Raw genomic sequence first — 16645 nt, 5'->3', positions numbered from 1 at the left:
AAACGGGCCAGAGCGTTTGATTCACGACATTGCCATGCCGCAACATGCACAAAATCAGCCGGAAAAGGGAAGCGAACAGTTGGGCCCGGCGCGGAAATCACGCGTAAGGTCCATCTGCCTGTCCCCCCTGCTGATACGTGCAGGATACCCTCGCCCTTACTGTCTATCACATTTTTTCGAGCGGGATATTGATTGATCAGTCAATCACAAACCCAATCCAAACACTTTGTCGAGTATTTCTTTTGCCCAAACGCAACTTTTTTGCCTTTGCCCGTATTCACACTGCGTTTGTGAGGGCTTGAAACCCATCCATCAAAGCGCGACCTTTGAGTCGGAGGACCCTGATGCGCCATTTCGACGAACTCTTTCAAATCGCCGCAGACCGTCATGGCGGCGCGCACGCCCTGGGCGGAAAACTCACCAAGCCCAAGCCGTTGGAGGAACTGGAAGCGATGCCCGAAGACCGCTGGCTTGCGGTGATCACCAAGTGTATCTTTCAAGCCGGGTTTAACTGGAAAGTCATTGAAAACAAATGGGACGGGTTCGAGACCGCCTTTGACGGGTTCGACGTGGGCAGATGCGCCTTCATGGATGACGAGAAATTCGACGCCCTGCTGACCGACACCCGAATCGTCCGAAACGGCACCAAAATCGCAACCGTCCGGGACAACGCGGCGTTTCTGCTGGAACTTCGGCAGGAAGGCGGAGCCGGGCATGTGCTTGGGGGGTGGCCCTCGACGGATTATGTGGGGTTGCTTGCGATGTTGGCCAAACGGGGATCGCGGTTGGGCGGGGCCTCGGCACAATATGCGATGCGATTTGCCGGGCGGGACAGTTTCATCCTGTCGCAGGACGTCACTGCGCGCCTGATTGCCGAAGGGGTGATCGACAAATCACCCACCTCGAAGAAAGCGATGGCAGCAGTGCAAGAGGCTTTTAACACATGGATGGATCAATCAGGCCGGTCGCTGACCGAAATCAGCCGCGTATTGGCAATGAGCGTTTGAAAACAGATTACAGAGCAGAAGCTAAGGACTAAGCTGCGAACATGTTGCGCCTTATTTTGATGACGTCTGCATTATTTTTGACCTCATGCGGTCGTCCTTTGACCGATCAGGAGGTCGCATTCGCCAGCGCCATTCAGGGCGATACGCTGGATGTGGGCACAGTCCGTCTGGTCAAAGGGGCACCGGTTGCCCCGATCACCTTTTACCGCAAGGAACGTCCGCGATTGGCATGTCGCGAACGTATCCTGCCCCCGCAGGAAGAAGGCGTGGTGACGGCAAAACCGGCCGCCGTAGCCCTGTTCAACAAGGTTTATTTCACACAGGATTGGTATCTTGAGGACTACATGTCCGATTTCCCCGAAGAGATGAACCTGATCGCTGCCATGCTTCTGGCGCATGAATTGACCCATGTCTGGCAGTGGCAGAACCGCAAGACCACGGGCTATCATCCCCTGCGTGCAGCGGCAGAACATGGCGGCAACAAAGACCCCTACCTATTCGATCTGGCGACCTCGTCCGATTTCCTTTCCTACGGGTTCGAACAGCAAGGTGCCATTGTCGAGGAATATGTCTGCTGCCGCGCCCTGGATCCAACTGCGCCCCGCTCCGAGCGACTGCATGAAATGCTGGGCGCGCACTTCGATCTGGCCCCTCTGCCCAGTGAGCGGGCCGAGCGGGCGGTTGTCATCCCGTGGTCCGAGGCCAAAATCGAAGGAATATGCCGCTAGGCTCAGTTGCCCTGCAATGTCTCAAGATAGGCCACAAGATCCACGATCGGTTGGCTTGTCAGGATCGGCTGCCCCTGTGGCGTTTTCATCGAGGTGTCCTGCCCGTCGAAATACGGCCCATAGACCGGCATCGGGCTGCCATGGCTGACCAGCGGGTCGCGCCCGTCGATCCTTGACACGACACGAGCAACCGGGAACGTGCCATCATCGTTGGCAAGGGTTGTCAGGTCTACGGGTTGAATAACCAAAACTCCGGCCATCGGACCATGCCCGGTGGCATCGATCCCGTGACATGTTGCGCAATAATGCTGGTAGAGCTTTGCGCCCTCTTCGACATCCTGCGCACCGGCCTGCGACGCCATCATCCCGGCCGCAACGAAAACACCCCCAACTATCGCTCTGATCATCGCATCCTCCTGTCCCGATTGACATTTGCAGGCTTGCCCGAGGCGCGGCTTGGCGCAATGATCCAGATCAACGCAACCAAAGGATACGGGCCATGACACAATATGCAGTCATCATGTTGGCCGCCGGGGTCGGAGTGCCCATTCTAGCCGCGCTAAACGCGGCTTTGGGCAAGATGATCGGCTCACCCACCACTGCGGCGGTGGTTCTATTTGCCATCGCCTTTGCGGCCTCAGCAGCGGTCATGGTGGTTTTTCCCGGCTTTGGGGCCGTGTCCAAAATCGCCGAAGCCCCGAAACACCTGCTACTGGCCGGTGTGCTAATCGCCTTCTACGTCCTGTCGATCACCCATGTCGCCCCGCATTTTGGCGTGGGCAACGCAGTGTTCTTCGTGCTGATCGGGCAGTTGATCAGCGCCGCCGCCATTGACCATTTCGGCCTGTTCGGCGCCCAGGTCACGCCGCTGACATGGATCCGCGCAGGCGGCATCGCTGTGATGGCCGCCGGGGTGGCGATCACGCAACTGGCTTGAGAATGCCCCCATCCAACCGCAGCTTGCGATCCATCCGCGCGGCCAGATCCATATTGTGCGTGGCGATCAGGGCCGAGAGCCCCTCGTCCCGCACCAATGACATTAGCGCATCGAACACCTGATCCGAGGTCTCGGGGTCGAGATTGCCCGTCGGTTCATCCGCCAACAATACGCGCGGCGCGTTGGCCAGCGCGCGGCAAAAGGCGACCCGCTGTTGCTCGCCCCCAGACAGGGCCGCCGGGCGGTGATCCGCGCGCGCCGCAACACCGACGCGATCCAGCAGCGCCATCGCCCTGTCCTGTGCGGCCTTCTCGGAGACACCATTGGCCAGTTGCGGCAGGGTGATGTTCTCCAGCGCTGTGAACTCGGGCAGTAGATGGTGGAACTGATAGACAAAGCCTACATCCTGCCGCCGCAGCGCGGTGCGGGTGCGGTCGCCTTTGCCTGCGATGCTCTGCCCCGCGATCTCAACGGTGCCGCTATCGGGCGTGTCCAGCAGCCCGGCAATATGCAGCAGCGTCGACTTGCCCGCCCCAGAGGGCGCCACTAGTGCAACTGCCTCGCCCGCGCGTAGGTCCAGATCGACGCCGCGCAGCACCTGCACCTCGCCCGGTGTGCCCTGCAGATAGGTTTTGGTCAGGCCGTTCAGCCGCAATGTCACATCACTCATAGCGCAGCGCCTCAACCGGGTTCAGCCGCGCCGCGCGACGGGCCGGAAAATAGGTGACGAAGAAGGACAAGCCAAGCGACAGCCCCACGGCCTTAAGCACATCGGACAGGTGCAACTCGGCCGGCAACGCATAGATGCCCCGGATCGAAGGATCCCAGACCCCGCCGCCCATCACGAAATTTACAAAGCTGAAGATCGGGTCGATATAGATCGCAAACAGGCACCCCAGCACCACACCCATCGTGGTGCCGATAATGCCCGTAAATGACCCGCAGATGAAGAACACGCGCAGGACAGACCCCTCGCTGAGGCCAATGGTGCGCAGGATGCCGATATCTCGCCCCTTGTTCTTGACCAGCATGATCAGACCCGAGACGATGTTCATCGCCGCAATCAGTACAAGTATCGACAGGATGATGAACATCACATTGTCCTCGACCTCAAGCGCGCGCAGGAACCCGCCCGAGGCGTCCTGCCATGTCCATATCTGACTGCGTTCGCCTGCTGCTTCCAGGATGGGGATCAGAATGGGTGTCAGATTCTCCGGATCATCCACCATAACTTCGATCTCGTCGGCCACACCTTCCCGGTTAAAGAAGGTCTGCGCCTGTTCGAACGGCATGTAGACACGGGTGCGGTCGATGTCATAGCGCCCGGCCGAAAACACATAAACCACCCGATAGGCGCTGACGCGGGGCGAGGTGCCAAAAGCCGTCTTCACCCCGTTAGGCGAGGTCAGCTTGACTGTATCCCCTACTGTAGCCCCGATACTGCGCGCCACGCCCGAACCGATCGCAATAACGAATTCCTCGTTCTGGAATTCCGACAGATCGCCAACCGCCTGATCGCTTTCGGCGATGCCCGGCAGGTCCAACAAGTCGTCCGGCTGCATCCCAAAAACTTCGACACCGCTGCTGCGGTCGCGGTTGGTGATCAGCACTTGCCCCTTGACCAAAGGTGCCGCCCGTTGAACGCCCGGCACCTGCCCGATCCTGTCAGCCACCTGATCGTAGTTTTCAATGGTCCGATCTACGCGCCCCTGGGCATCAAAATTCCCAGCCGAATAAACCGTCACATGCGCGTTGGCCCCCAGAATGGTGCCGACAAACTCGGCACGGAAACCCGATCGAACTGCCAACGTGGCGATCAGAGCGAACACGGCCAAGGTGATCCCGATCAGCGAGATCCAGGTCATCACGCTGACGCCCCCCTCGGCGCGGCGCGCGCGTAGGTATCGCCAGGCGATTTTCCATTCAAAAGGTGCAAAGGGCGGGGGTGTCTTGGCCATGCCTGCTCCGGTGTTTTTGTTGGACGTGACCCTTTCGGCATTTGGCCAAATGGTCAAGCCGCGCGTTATCCCGACAGGGCTGCGGTTTGCTGCAAAACGGCCTCGGCCCGGTTCCGGTCACAAATGCCGCGCGCCTCAAGCTCGTGAAAGACAAGGTCGCGCAAATCCTGGGGCAGGTTTGCGATGGCGCGGTTGTGCAACCCAAGCGTCAAACTGCGCGGGTCATCCAGCCGTCCCAGCAACTGCGTCAGCGCCTCGGTCGAATAGGTAGGCCAGAGCCCGATGGCTGTAGACTCCGCCTCTTCGAACCATGGGGCGTAACCGTCGTGGGATTTCAGGCAAAACGCGTTCATCAGCATGAACTCTGAGGGCCGCCTGCGCGACGCGAACAAGGCCTGAACCGAGCCGTAGCGCGCGTTGATTTCGTCCAGCAGAGACAGGACAAGCGACCGGCGCACCGGGTACGGCGTGGCAAAGGTTGTCGTCTTGATCTGCCCCGGATCAGACCGTGGCGCACCTAGGGCATCCAAACTTTGCAGCAGCCAGTTGCGGTGAAAATCACTTTCAATGTCAATGAACGGGATGCGCGCCGCGCCGCCGGGCGTAAAGAACTCTGCCTCATCAAACTGGCGCAGAAACAGGTTCTTGGTGTCCAGAATGACCATATTCTCGGAGGCCGCGACCCGCGCCGCGCCCAGTTTCAGAATCTGTTGATTGCGGTAGCCATTGTTGCCACGCCAACCGCCCTTGCGGATCAGCGGAATGCGAAAGCGGTTCTCGATCAGCACACGATCAAGCACCGGGCGTCGCGCACAATGACCCTCCCCCAGTAGAACATCGTCTCCACTGAGGACGCGTACCTTGTCTTGCAGCGCTCCGTAGGCAGGCAGGATCGGCTCGATCTGCTGCCGCAACGTATCTTCATCAACGTCGTTCATGATCACATGGATCGACCCGATCTGCGCCGGATCAACAAACCGGGCGAAGGATCGCGCCTGAAGTTCCAGCAGAGGGAAGTCCTTGGAATATACGACCGTTGCGAAACTCAGCACCAGGTGGACCCTTTCAAGGTTTTCGCCCCTCTATCAGCAATCCCGTTTGGTTCCAACCAACCCAACGCCCGAATCAGCTCTGCCTGCTGAAGGGCTCGATCAATCAGAGCGTAAGTGGACTTCCGTCAGACACACCAAGGGTTGTGACACCGTTCACAGACATCGCGCAACTGTTTCAGCTATGTAGTCAATGCTAGGTTTGCGTGATCGACTGAACTCAAAATGCAACATATCGCGCGGAACAAAATTTCGATTTTTGATTATTTTGCGAAACTTTGTCACCCTGACTGTGGGGGAATACATTTGTAGGAGCGGGGGTCGCTCATGAGTATTCGACTAAACAAAGAAGAAGCGGGCGTCATTTCAGCCCGGCAGGCATCAACAGAACTGGATTGTGAAACGGCCGCATTGCTGAGGGCCGCGATCCGACCTTTATTTGCAAGTGCTGCAAGTTGGAACAGCCTCACCGATATTCTGAAAGACAAGGGGTATCAACTGGCCTTCCGACAGGGTCGGCTGTGTGTCACCGAGATCGCCACGGCAAAACGGATTTGCGGGCTGCGGTTTCTGGGGTTGGAGTTTCGCGATCTGGTGCAACGGATGGGACGCCCCATCGTTGTTGCCCGCGACAGTGAAACCGGAGACCTGCTAGCCGCCCGACCTCCGGTGAACGGCGCTTAGAAGCTGCGCCAGAACTGGACTGAACGCCGCGTGGTCTTCCACAGGCTGTGGCGCGCCGCCGATTTGATACCGGCGCATGTTCCCGGTTCGATCAAGCGCCCAAGGACCAGTTTCGCGGGCATGTGGCCGCGATGGTAGAACCGGCAGAAATCTTCCTCAGTCAAGTCACGCGCGGCTTTACGCCCGTCGTAATACTTCATCCAAACCCGCGCATAGTCTCGGGCCGTCACATCCGTGTCACTGCTGGCCCCACGCCCCCAAAACATCGAGATCGGCTCATCCATCCGTTCGCCCTGATACCCGGCCGTGATCATGCGCAGCATCAGGTCATAGTCGGCCGCCACGCGGAATTGCGGATCATGGCCGCCCAGCGCCGCAAACACGTCGCGCCGGATCAGGACTGAGTTATGGCAGAACGGCATCCGTTGCAGGATCGCAGTCAGCGACATGCGCTTTTCGCGGCTTTCTGTCCCATCCTCGAACCTGCGCAAGGTTGAACCATACAAAAAATCGGGTTGGCTCGCTATCAGCCGGTCGGCCACAATGTTCAGGACGTTATCCGAGGCCAGCGAGTCATCGGAGTTCAGAAACAGCAGATACTGGCCGCTCGCGGCCCCTGCCCCCTTGTTCATCGCGTCATAGAGGTTGAGGTCCGGTTCGCTGATCACGCGAGTCCGCTGCGCGTCTGCTGTGACCTCTTGCAGAAAGGCAACTGTGCCGTCGGTCGAGGCCCCGTCCTGAATGACATGTTCGGCCCGCCCACATTTCTGGCGAGCCATACAGGTGATCACTTCGCGAAAGCTATCCTGCCGCCCTTGGGACAGCAGGTTATGCGTCGCTGTGATGACCGAGATCAGCGGCGCGTCGGTGTCAGCCGATTTGCTCATAGATCTCGGCGATCTTGGTGACGGCGGCCTCGGGGCTGAGTTCCTCGCTCTCGCCCGAGCGGCGGCAGGTCAGTTCAACCACACCGTTTTTCAACCCGCGCGGGCCAACGGTGATGCGCCATGGCAGACCGATCAGGTCCATGGTGGCGAACTTGCCCCCGGCCCGTTCGTTGCGGTCATCATAGAGCGGCTCCAGCCCCAGTGCGGTCAGCGCACCGTAGAGCTTGTCACAGGCCGCATCTGCCTCTTCATCGCCCTGCTTCAGGTTCACGATGCCGCAATGGAACGGGGTTACGCCTTCAGGCCAGATGATGCCTTTGTCGTCATGGCTGGCCTCGATGATAGCGCCGATCAAGCGGCTGACGCCGATGCCGTGGCTGCCCATATGCACGGGCGTCGGCTTGCCATCGGGGCCTTGGACAGTTGCGCCCATCGCCTCGGAATATTTGGTACCGAAATAGAAGATCTGCCCCACTTCGATCCCGCGCGCCACGCGGCGACGGTCCTCGGGCACTTGATTGAACAGCGCCTCGTCATGAGTTTCATCGGTGCGGGCATATCTCGAAGTAAACTCCTCGAGGATCGCCTGACATTGCGCGCGGTCGTCATAGTCGATCTGACGGTCGCCGAAGCTCAGGTCGGTGACGGCGCTGTCATAGAAGACCTCGGATTCACCCGTATCGGCCAGCACAAGGAATTCATGGGTGTCGTCGCCACCGATGGGGCCTGAATCGGCACGCATCGGGATGGCTTGCAGACCCATCCGTTCATAGGTGCGCAGGTAGCTGACCAGATGGCGGTTATAGGCGTGCAGCGCCTCCTCTTTGGTCAGGTCGAAATTGTATCCGTCCTTCATGTAGAACTCACGCCCCCGCATAACGCCGAAACGCGGGCGGATTTCGTCGCGGAACTTCCACTGGATCTGGTACAGGGTCAGCGGCAGGTCCTTGTAGCTATTGACGTGGCCACGGAAAATGTCAGTGACCAGTTCCTCGGCAGTCGGCGTGAACAACATATCCCGGTCATGCCGGTCCTTCATCCGCAGCATTTCCTGACCGTAGTCATCATAGCGCCCGGATTCGCGCCACAGGTCCGCCGATTGGATGATCGGCATCTGGATCGCAATGTGGCCCGCGCGCGCCTGCTCTTCATGGATGATGTTTTCCAGCTTGCGCAGCACTTTGAAGCCCATCGGCAGCCACGAGTAAATCCCGGCGGATGCCTGTTTGATCATGCCCGCGCGCAGCATCAGCCGGTGGCTGACGATCTGGGCCTCGGACGGGTTTTCCTTGAGAACGGGCAGAAAGTAACGGCTCAGGCGCATGGGAGGACCTTCAAAGGTGAAAATTTCGCTGCAAGGTGATTATGCCAAAGCCTCGCCGGGGGCAATCACGCAATGGCGTTTTTGCGACCCCCGGCCCGTCGCATTTTTTATTGACCCGCCAGTCAGGAATCTCAAATGTGACAGGAATGTAAAAACATGAGGCCCCGATGCAGACAATCTCGGAACCCGCCCGTCAAATTCCTGTTGTTCACCAGACAGATGTTCTGGTCGTGGGCTCTGGCCCCGCCGGGCTGGCCGCCGCTTTGGCCGCCGCGCGCGCCGGGGCCGAGGTGTCACTGGTCGATCGCTTCGGCTGTATGGGTGGCAACATCACCGCCGTTGGGGTCGAAGGGTTCGCCTGGTATCGCCATAAACAAACGGTCGAGGCAGGCGGCATCGGGATGGAGTTCGAGACCCGCGCCAAGGAGATGGGCGCGGCGGTGCCCGAAAGCCAATCGCTCAGCTATGAGTTGGACAGCGAAGGGTTCAAACTGGTGGCTGACAAGCTGGTGCAGGAAGCAGGCGTACATCCGATGCTGCATCGGCAGTTCGTGGCCCCGATCATGGAAGGCGACCGGATCACCGGCATCATCACCGAATCCAAAGCGGGTCGCGAGGCGATTCTGGCCCGCGTCGTGATCGACGCCACCGGCGACGCCGATGTCGCCCACCGCGCCGGTGCGCCCACCCACAAAACCGCGCGCGAGGATATGATGGCGGCCTCGGTCATGTTCCATCTGGCCGGTGTCGACAAGCGCGCCTTTATGGAAGGCGTCAAGGCCGATCCGCAGACCTACAAGGACTGGGGCGGCGGCGGTGAATGGAACATCGAGACCTCGGGCAAAGAGGACGACATGTTCTCGCCCTTCGTTCACAAACCCTTCCAACAGGCGATGGATGCAGGGATGATCCCGCCGCACCTGAACACCATCGCTGGCACGTGGGGCGCGATGCATGACACTGGTGAGCTGACTTATATGAACCTCATCCATCTGGCCGAAATCGACGGAACAGATCCCGACAGCCTGACACGGGGCGAGATCGAGGGCCGCCGTCAGTCGATGCTGGCCATCGAGGCACTGCGGCGCTTCATGCCGGGCTGCGAAAACGCGCGGCTGCGGAATTTCGGAATGACCATCGGCATCCGCGACACCCGCAAGATCGACGCGATTTACAACATGACCGAGGATGACGCCCGCCATCAGGGCCGGTTCGAAGATACGATCGGCATCTACCCCGAATTCATTGACGGCTATGGCATCCTAATCCTGCCCACCACGGGGCGGTACATGCAGGTGCCCTATCGTTCGATGCTCCCCAAGGGAATCAAAGGGCTACTGGTAGCGGGCCGTTCCCACGGAGCCGACAAAGTGGCCCATGCCGCCACACGCAACATGGCCTGCTGCGCTGTCATGGGCCAAGGCGCAGGCATCGCCGCTGCGCTGTCGCTGAAAAGCAATCAGGAGGTCGACACGATGAACCTCGCCCCCGTCCACAAAGAACTCGACCGTCAGGGCGTGCGGATTCACTGATGCAGCATATCCCGACCATCGACATTTCGCCTCTGCGTGACCCTGCGCACCCGGACTATGCCCGAACCGTTCAGCAAATCATGGACGCCTGCACTGGGATCGGCTTTCTGTCGATCACCGGCACCGGCATTTCCCCCGATACTGTAGACGCCGTGCGCGCCTGCGTGCGCGATATCTTTGCGGTCGAGGAAAGCACCAAATGGGATCAGGCCATCACGCGCGAGAACTATCGTGGATACATCCCCATGGGATTCTTCACCCCCAATGACGGATCAGGCAAGGCCGACAAATACGAAGGCTACAAGCTACACTATGACGTGGCCCCCGATGCACCGATCCGGCAGGACTGCGCACTTTATGGCCCTAACCTCTGGCCAAAGGGCGTGGATAGCGCGCGCGACACGATACTTGGCTATTGGTCGAAACTGGATGCGGTGGCCGATCATCTGCTGGGCGCGCTAGAGGTCGGCCTGCCCCTGCCCGCGCGCGCCCTTCGCGATGCCTTTGTCGATCCAATGACCAACATGACTCTGCTGCATTACCCGCCGCAGGCTCCGGATGAAGGCGGCTATGGCATCCACCCGCACAAGGACACCGACGCGCTTACCATCATCGCCCCAGACCCAGTTGGAGGGCTGGAGGTTCAGAACCGCGAAGGTGGCTGGATCACGCCGGACTGCCCGCCGGGCGGGTTTGTCGTGAATATCGGTGACATGCTGGAACTATGGTCCGGTGGGCGCTTGAAATCCACGCCACACCGGGTCGTGAACCGATCTGGACAAGAACGGTACTCGTTTCCCTATTTCGCGGTGCCACGCCATAACGTTGTTGTCTCGCCCTTGTTGGAGCCGCAACCCGGTTTTGACCGCCCGGCTGTTCACTGCGGTCACTGGTCGGCCGAAATATGGCGAACCAACTGGCCCGATGAAATTGCGGATGAGGCGACGCCGGAACTGGGAACGTTGCAAGACTGACAGGCTGAAAATATCCCTTGCATGAAGCACTTGCATCACCGTGCTGCATACGCCAAGAACGATGGCAAGCGCCGCAAAAAGGGGACAGCCATGGCTTTGCCGGTGAAGGATCAGCTTAGGTATTGGGGCATCGCCGCAGCCGTATTTGTGCTGATGTTATGGGCCCTTGGCGATGTCTTGCTTCCATTTGTGATCGGCGGGGCCATTGCCTATTTCCTTGATCCGGTCGCCGACCGTCTTGAAAACTTTGGCCTGTCCCGGATGGCCGCCACCGGGCTTATCACCGTGGTTGGCATTTTGGGTTTTGTCCTGCTGATCCTGATGGTGGTTCCTGCGCTAGTGACGCAGCTGATTGATCTGATCGAGTTCATGCCAAGCCTCGTCAAACAGCTGCGCGGCTTTGTCGAACAAAAATTCCCTTCCCTCCTTGATACCCAATCCAGTTCGCATCAGTTCCTGGTGTCGCTGGGTGAAACGTTGCAATCCAAAACCGGGGATGTTCTTCAATCCGTCGCCGCCTCGCTCGGGTCGGCGATCAACGTCGTTGTCCTGCTGGTGATCGTGCCCGTTGTGGCCGTCTACCTTCTGCTGGACTGGGATCGCATGATCGCCCGGATCGGAGAGCTTCTGCCCCGTGACCACGCCCCGACCATCAAACGGCTGGCGGGTGAAATCGACGATGTTCTGGCCTCATTTGTGCGCGGCATGGGCACGGTCTGCCTGATATTGGGCACCTACTACGCGGTCGCGCTGATGGCTGTCGGTCTGCAGTTCGGACTAATCGTTGGGTTCATCGCTGGGCTGGTTACGTTCATCCCCTATCTGGGCGCCCTGATCGGAGGATCGCTGGCCATCGGTCTGGCGCTGTTCCAGTTCTGGGGCGATTGGGCGCATATCGCGCTTGTCGCGGGTATTTTTGCGGTCGGTCAGGTGACCGAGGGCAATTTCCTGACTCCAAAGCTGGTCGGCAGCTCGGTCGGGCTGCATCCGGTCTGGCTGTTGTTGGCCCTGTCAGTGTTTGGAGCGCTGTTTGGCTTTGTCGGAATGCTGGTGGCAGTTCCGGTCGCGGCGGCGCTGGGGGTTCTTGCACGGTTCTGCACCTCGGTCTATCTGGACAGCCGACTGTATACCGGCCTGGAAGGCTTGAACCAGAAAGACGACTGAATGGCTCGCCAACTGAACTTCGATCTTCCAGCCAAAACTGCGCTGGGGCGCGAGGATTTTTTCGTCTCGCCCGCAAACGCGCTGGCGGTCGCCATGATCTCGGCAACGTCCTGGCCGGGTAACAAGCTGGTCCTGAGCGGCCCCGCCGGTTCAGGCAAGACGCATCTGGCCCATGTTTGGGCGGCGGAAACCGGCGGGCGTATTCTGCATGCCACCGATCTGCGCCACGAAGATGTTCCCGCACTGGCCCAAACTCCGATTGCCATCGAAGATGTGCCGATGATCGCCGACGATGCCGAACGGCAAAAAACGCTGTTTCACCTGCACAACCTGACTTTGGCCGAAGGTAATGCCCTGCTTATGACCGGGCGTCTGGCTCCGAAATTCTGGGAACTGCCCCTGCCCGATCTGCAAAGCAGGATCGAAGGCGCGCATCACGTTTCGCTGGACCCGCCCGACGATGCTTTACTGGGCGCGGTTCTGGCTAAACTATTCGTGGACCGGCAGTTGAACCCTGGCCCCGAGGTGATCTCGTACCTCGTCAAACATATGGACCGTCGGTTTGAAACAGCTGCCGACGTGGTCGCCCAGCTTGATATGCTGGCCCTGACCGAGAAACGCGACATTACCCGCGCGTTGGCTGTGCGGGTTCTCAATTCGGACCCCGCCGAAGTCGCATCCGGCGATTGACCCGCAACGAACGATTTCGCATTCTAAGCACGGAATATCTGGAAGAGACATGGATCAGACCGTCGAGACCGACATCCCCGACTGGGGACCTTTCGGAAAGCCGCTATTCGACAACCCCGAGGCCCGCGCTCTGTCGCGCGTCGGCGTTGTCGATGTCGGGTCAAACTCGGTCCGGATGGTGATCTTTGACGGCGCGGCGCGCTCGCCCGCCTATTTCTACAACGAAAAAGTCATGTGTGAGCTGGGCGCAGGTCTGTCCGAGACCGGGCGGCTCAATCCGCGCGGACGAGAGCGCGCCCTCGCCGCCCTGCGCCGCTTTGCCCAACTGGCAGATGATCTGGGTCTGCCCGGCCTGCACGTGGTCGCCACCGCCGCCGTGCGCGAAGCCAAGGATGGCCCGGCCTTCTGCAAAGACGTCCATGCCGAGACCGGCCTGACCGTCTCGGTCATCGATGGCGGGGAAGAGGCGCGCCTGTCTGCCCAAGGCGTCCTGCTAGGCTGGCCCGGTGCCTATGGGTTGATCTGCGACATCGGCGGTTCCTCGATGGAACTGGCCGAAATCGGGGAGGGAGACGTAGGCCGCCGCCTGACATCAGCCCTTGGTCCGCTGAAACTGCGCGACATTAAAGGTGGTCGCCGGGCACGCAAGGCGCATATCAAGGAAACGATGGAGGACCTGCGCGACCGGCTTGGTCCGCAGCGGGATCGTTTGTTTCTGGTCGGCGGCAGTTGGCGGGCCTTTGCGCGTCTGGACATGTTGCGTCGGGGCTATCCCCTGAACGTTTTGCATGAATACCGCATGACCACCAAGCAGGTACATGAAACGATCAAGTTCATCGAAAAAGGCGACTCCGAGAAACTGCGCAATCGCGCCGGTGTCTCAAGCTCGCGCATGGCGTTGATCCCTTACGCGATGGACGTGCTCGCGCGGCTGCTGCGCACCTTCAAGCCCAAGGATATTGCGATCTCAAGCTATGGTATCCGCGAGGGGCTGCTGTACGAACAGATGCCGCAAATTCTGCGCGACCGTGATCCGCTGATCGAAGCCAGCCGGTTTTCCGAGGCCAAGGATGCGCGCCTACCCGGTTTCGGCAAACACCTGTTCGACTTCGTGATGCCCCTGTTCAAATCTGCCCCGCCAGCGCGGGTGCGGCTAATCAAGGCGGCCTGTCTGCTGCATGACGTTAGCTGGCGCGCTCATCCCGACTACCGGGCAGAGACTTGCTTCGACTATGTCACCCGCGCCAATCTGGGCGGGCTGAAACACTCGGAACGGGTATTTATCGGGCTGGCTTTGCAGCACCGCTATCGCAACAAGCGCGAGGACACCCGCTTTGCGCCGCTATACGAGTTGCTGGACGAAAACGGCCAGAAACAGGCCGAGATTCTGGGCAAGGCCATGCGCTTTGGTGCAATGTTGTGGATGCAAAACGACGCTACCATGGGCAAGCTGCGCTTTTACCCCAAGAAACGCCAGCTTGAGTTGTTCTTGCCCGAAACCGCTGCCGCCTTGTTCAGCGAAGTGGCCGAGGCGCGGCTGAATTCTCTGGCAACTGCGTTGAAATCCGAAACCCGGATTGTGCTTAAAGGCTGAACCTCAGATATCAATCTCACCTTCGGGTGCCTCGGGTGGCGTCTGCGGCGCAACTTCCGGGGGTTCCGGTTTTTTGCGGATGATGATGTCCCCATTGGGCAGGATTTCAGGCACCTCATAGGCGCTCCAATCCTCGATCTCGGCAGCCAGATCGGCCAAAGCCGGACCCATTTCGGCCATAAAGGACTGCATTGCCGGCCCAAACTGGTCGGCCAGCCCTAGCAATTCATCCAACGCCGGTTCCATTTCCTTCCGCAATCCTTCAAAGAACAATTCAGCGCCCTGCTCCATCAGTGATGGGCCGGGCTCGTCCTCGGCAAGAACAGGCGTGCTGAGCGTCGTGGAAATTGCGCAGATCGTGATGAAATGTCTCATGGTGAGAATATAAGGCGAAAATACCGCGCATGTAAGGTCACAGGTCGATATCCAACGTGACCGGAAAGTGGTCAGAGGCCGTAAGAAGCGCGCCGTGTAACTCCTTTGCGGCCAAACATGCCGGGTCATGGAACGGATGCCAAATCCGCCAGCGCGGGTTTAGCGCCCGCAAACCATCGCTGATCATGATGTAGTCCAGCAGGGCCTCAAGATAACCGCCATCGGCCGGCCGCGCGAAACGGGCCGTTGACGGTGGCGTTTCTGTGTGGGCCGAAACCGCATGGGGATCAAACAATCCCGTTTGCACCAGAATCTCGACCGAGGATCGCCCGAACAGGTTTTCGAATTCGTCCAGTCCCGGCCCGTCGTTGAGATCGCCCAACAGAATGACCGGCTCATTCGCCTCAAGATGCGCCCGAACGCGCCGCGACAGCCACACTGCCTGCGCCAGCTGTTTGCGCCGGTTGGCAATCGATATGCGGATCGCTTCGTCCCGGCTACTGGCTCCGTGGGGGGCTTTGGATTTGAGATGCGCGCCAATAAGGCGAAAACTGGCTCCATCGGACGTCGTCACCGCAAGCTCCATCGGCGGTTTTGAGAACTCGACAAGGTCTTCGGTGGCGTCAATGTCGAGATCAATTCGGAACGCCCCATCAAAACGAGGAGCATCATTTGACCCGGTCCCTTTTGGGTCATGACGAACCGTCAGCACCGCAGGATCATAGAGCAGCGCCAGTTCCTGATGCGTATCGTTGGCAAATCCCATCACCGCATGGCTGGTGCGTAGATTAAACGCCTCTGCAAACCCTTGCAGGGCGCGCACGCTGTTCTGAGTTTTGCCGGTATTTGGCGCCTCGACAATCAACATCGCATCCGCGTCGACCGCAGTCAGGACCTTAGCGATGGCTTCGACCTGTTGAGCTTTGGTAATATTTTGCCTGCCAGACCAACTGTCATCAACAATCAGCCTGTCCTTGCGGTCAAACAGATTGGCGAACCATTCGATATTGTAGGTCGCCAGCCGCATCGCGGTCAGACTCGCGCGCCGTTGATCTCATCCCAGGCGCGGTTGATGTCGATCATCTTTTTCTCGGCCAGCCGGATCGCTTCTTCCGGGACGCCGCGCGCCATCATCGCATCAGGATGGGTTTCGCGCACCAGTTGACGCCAGATCTTGCGGATATCTGGCAAAGGCATATCCCGAGGCACCCCCAGCACCGTGTAAGGGTCATTCGGCGCATCCGGCACAAACCGCGCGCGCAGGGCCAGAAACTGAGCTTCGGTTTGGCCGAAGATCCGGCTGACTTCCTCTAGGAACTCGTTTTCGTTGGGGTGATAGAACCCGTCGGCCATGGCGATGTGAAACAGCCCCTCCATCAGGTCGCAGAAGGTGGTGCTGTCATCGGCGAACATCCCGGCGATCTTGCGGGCGTATTCCTGATAGCCGGCAACATCGGTCCGGGCCATGTCGAAAACGCGGGCCGCGTCGGCTTCGTCCTCGCGTGCGATTTGAAAGACGTCGCGAAAGGCCGTGACCTCATCCCGCGTTACCTGACCATCGGCCTTGGCCATCTTGGCCCCGAGCGCGATAACAGCGATCGTAAACGCGACCGAACGCTCTGGCGGCGTGCGCAGCTTTTCGAAAACAGCCGTAAGGCTTTCGCCTTGGGCAAGCGCGCTGAGCGCGTCGGATATGCGGGTCCAGATCGACATGAGGGCACCCTACCCTCTGAATTCGCCCG

18 protein-coding genes are annotated in these 16645 nt (G+C 59.5%); 9 read left to right on the top strand and 9 right to left on the bottom strand.

All coding sequences use genetic code 11. The features are described from left to right. Window positions 1-344: 344 nt before the first annotated feature. Complete coding sequence (locus ACR0CA_RS09735) at window positions 345-1007, top strand: DNA-3-methyladenine glycosylase I (protein ID WP_170788302.1); 663 nt, start codon at window positions 345-347, stop codon at window positions 1005-1007. Between the two features lie 41 nt (window positions 1008-1048). Continuing rightward, a complete protein-coding gene (locus ACR0CA_RS09730) occupies window positions 1049-1735 on the top strand; it encodes a hypothetical protein (protein WP_480898637.1) in 687 nt (228 codons plus the stop codon). A gap of 2 nt (window positions 1736-1737) precedes the next feature. Here ACR0CA_RS09730 and ACR0CA_RS09725 read toward each other — a convergent pair whose 3' ends face one another. After that, entirely contained in the window at window positions 1738-2142 is a 405-nt protein-coding gene (locus ACR0CA_RS09725; protein ID WP_170788298.1) for a c-type cytochrome, read from the bottom strand. Between the two features lie 92 nt (window positions 2143-2234). Here ACR0CA_RS09725 and ACR0CA_RS09720 point away from each other — a divergent pair, with 92 nt between their 5' ends. Further along, complete coding sequence (locus tag ACR0CA_RS09720) at window positions 2235-2672, top strand: DMT family transporter (protein WP_480856938.1); 438 nt, start codon at window positions 2235-2237, stop codon at window positions 2670-2672. On the opposite strand, the gene ACR0CA_RS09715 is transcribed toward ACR0CA_RS09720, so the two are convergent. From ACR0CA_RS09715 to ACR0CA_RS09705, 3 genes are all read right to left on the bottom strand, one after another. Beyond that, window positions 2656-3342: an ABC transporter ATP-binding protein gene (locus ACR0CA_RS09715; RefSeq protein WP_480898634.1), complete on the bottom strand. Its 687-nt coding sequence runs from the start codon at window positions 3340-3342 to the stop codon at window positions 2656-2658. The two genes, ACR0CA_RS09720 and ACR0CA_RS09715, sit on opposite strands and share 17 nt — an antisense overlap. Further along, window positions 3335-4630 (bottom strand): lipoprotein-releasing ABC transporter permease subunit, encoded by a 1296-nt coding sequence (locus tag ACR0CA_RS09710; RefSeq protein WP_480898631.1) that lies wholly within the window; start codon window positions 4628-4630, stop codon window positions 3335-3337. The genes ACR0CA_RS09715 and ACR0CA_RS09710 overlap by 8 nt, the downstream gene beginning before the upstream one ends. A 65-nt stretch (window positions 4631-4695) precedes the next feature. Beyond that, window positions 4696-5682, bottom strand: coding sequence for a DUF6492 family protein (locus ACR0CA_RS09705; protein ID WP_480898628.1), 987 nt, complete (start codon window positions 5680-5682; stop codon window positions 4696-4698). Between the two features lie 324 nt (window positions 5683-6006). Here ACR0CA_RS09705 and ACR0CA_RS09700 point away from each other — a divergent pair, with 324 nt between their 5' ends. Beyond that, on the top strand, window positions 6007-6363 hold the full coding sequence (locus tag ACR0CA_RS09700) for a hypothetical protein (RefSeq protein ID WP_480898625.1): 357 nt from the start codon (window positions 6007-6009) through the stop codon (window positions 6361-6363). On the opposite strand, the gene ACR0CA_RS09695 is transcribed toward ACR0CA_RS09700, so the two are convergent. Both ACR0CA_RS09695 and proS read right to left on the bottom strand, forming a co-directional pair. Beyond that, complete coding sequence (locus ACR0CA_RS09695) at window positions 6360-7250, bottom strand: glycosyltransferase family 2 protein (protein ID WP_480898622.1); 891 nt, start codon at window positions 7248-7250, stop codon at window positions 6360-6362. The genes ACR0CA_RS09700 and ACR0CA_RS09695 overlap by 4 nt on opposite strands. After that, complete coding sequence (gene proS, locus ACR0CA_RS09690; protein WP_480503200.1) at window positions 7234-8574, bottom strand: proline--tRNA ligase; 1341 nt, start codon at window positions 8572-8574, stop codon at window positions 7234-7236. The genes ACR0CA_RS09695 and proS overlap by 17 nt, the downstream gene beginning before the upstream one ends. A 167-nt stretch (window positions 8575-8741) precedes the next feature. Here proS and ACR0CA_RS09685 point away from each other — a divergent pair, with 167 nt between their 5' ends. The 5 genes from ACR0CA_RS09685 (at window position 8742) to ACR0CA_RS09665 (ending at window position 14528) form a co-directional block, all read left to right on the top strand. Further along, entirely contained in the window at window positions 8742-10106 is a 1365-nt protein-coding gene (locus ACR0CA_RS09685; RefSeq protein ID WP_480898619.1) for an FAD-dependent oxidoreductase, read from the top strand. Next, window positions 10106-11080, top strand: a complete 975-nt coding sequence (locus ACR0CA_RS09680) for an isopenicillin N synthase family dioxygenase (RefSeq protein ID WP_480898616.1) — start codon at window positions 10106-10108, stop codon at window positions 11078-11080. The genes ACR0CA_RS09685 and ACR0CA_RS09680 overlap by 1 nt, the downstream gene beginning before the upstream one ends. A 90-nt stretch (window positions 11081-11170) precedes the next feature. Further along, window positions 11171-12244, top strand: a complete 1074-nt coding sequence (locus tag ACR0CA_RS09675) for an AI-2E family transporter (protein ID WP_170788284.1) — start codon at window positions 11171-11173, stop codon at window positions 12242-12244. Beyond that, window positions 12245-12934 carry a P-loop NTPase family protein gene (locus ACR0CA_RS09670; RefSeq protein WP_170784037.1) on the top strand — a complete coding sequence of 230 codons (690 nt, stop codon included), beginning with the start codon at window positions 12245-12247 and terminating at the stop codon, window positions 12932-12934. Window positions 12935-12983: 49 nt separating this feature from the next. Further along, complete coding sequence (locus ACR0CA_RS09665; RefSeq protein WP_170784035.1) at window positions 12984-14528, top strand: Ppx/GppA family phosphatase; 1545 nt, start codon at window positions 12984-12986, stop codon at window positions 14526-14528. Window positions 14529-14531: 3 nt separating this feature from the next. On the opposite strand, the gene ACR0CA_RS09660 is transcribed toward ACR0CA_RS09665, so the two are convergent. From ACR0CA_RS09660 to ACR0CA_RS09650, 3 genes are read right to left on the bottom strand one after another with little or no spacing between them, the layout of a single operon-like run. Then, window positions 14532-14903: a hypothetical protein gene (locus tag ACR0CA_RS09660; protein WP_480898612.1), complete on the bottom strand. Its 372-nt coding sequence runs from the start codon at window positions 14901-14903 to the stop codon at window positions 14532-14534. A gap of 37 nt (window positions 14904-14940) precedes the next feature. After that, on the bottom strand, window positions 14941-15930 hold the full coding sequence (locus tag ACR0CA_RS09655; protein WP_170769159.1) for an endonuclease/exonuclease/phosphatase family protein: 990 nt from the start codon (window positions 15928-15930) through the stop codon (window positions 14941-14943). A 5-nt stretch (window positions 15931-15935) separates the two neighbouring features. Next, the gene (locus ACR0CA_RS09650; RefSeq protein ID WP_480898609.1) at window positions 15936-16616 is read right to left on the bottom strand and encodes a TerB family tellurite resistance protein; all 681 of its coding nucleotides are present in this window, start codon (window positions 16614-16616) and stop codon (window positions 15936-15938) included. Window positions 16617-16645: the final 29 nt, after the last annotated feature.

The organism is Ruegeria sp. F12 (genome assembly GCF_056533885.1).
This window is presented reverse-complemented; position numbering and strand designations above follow the sequence as displayed.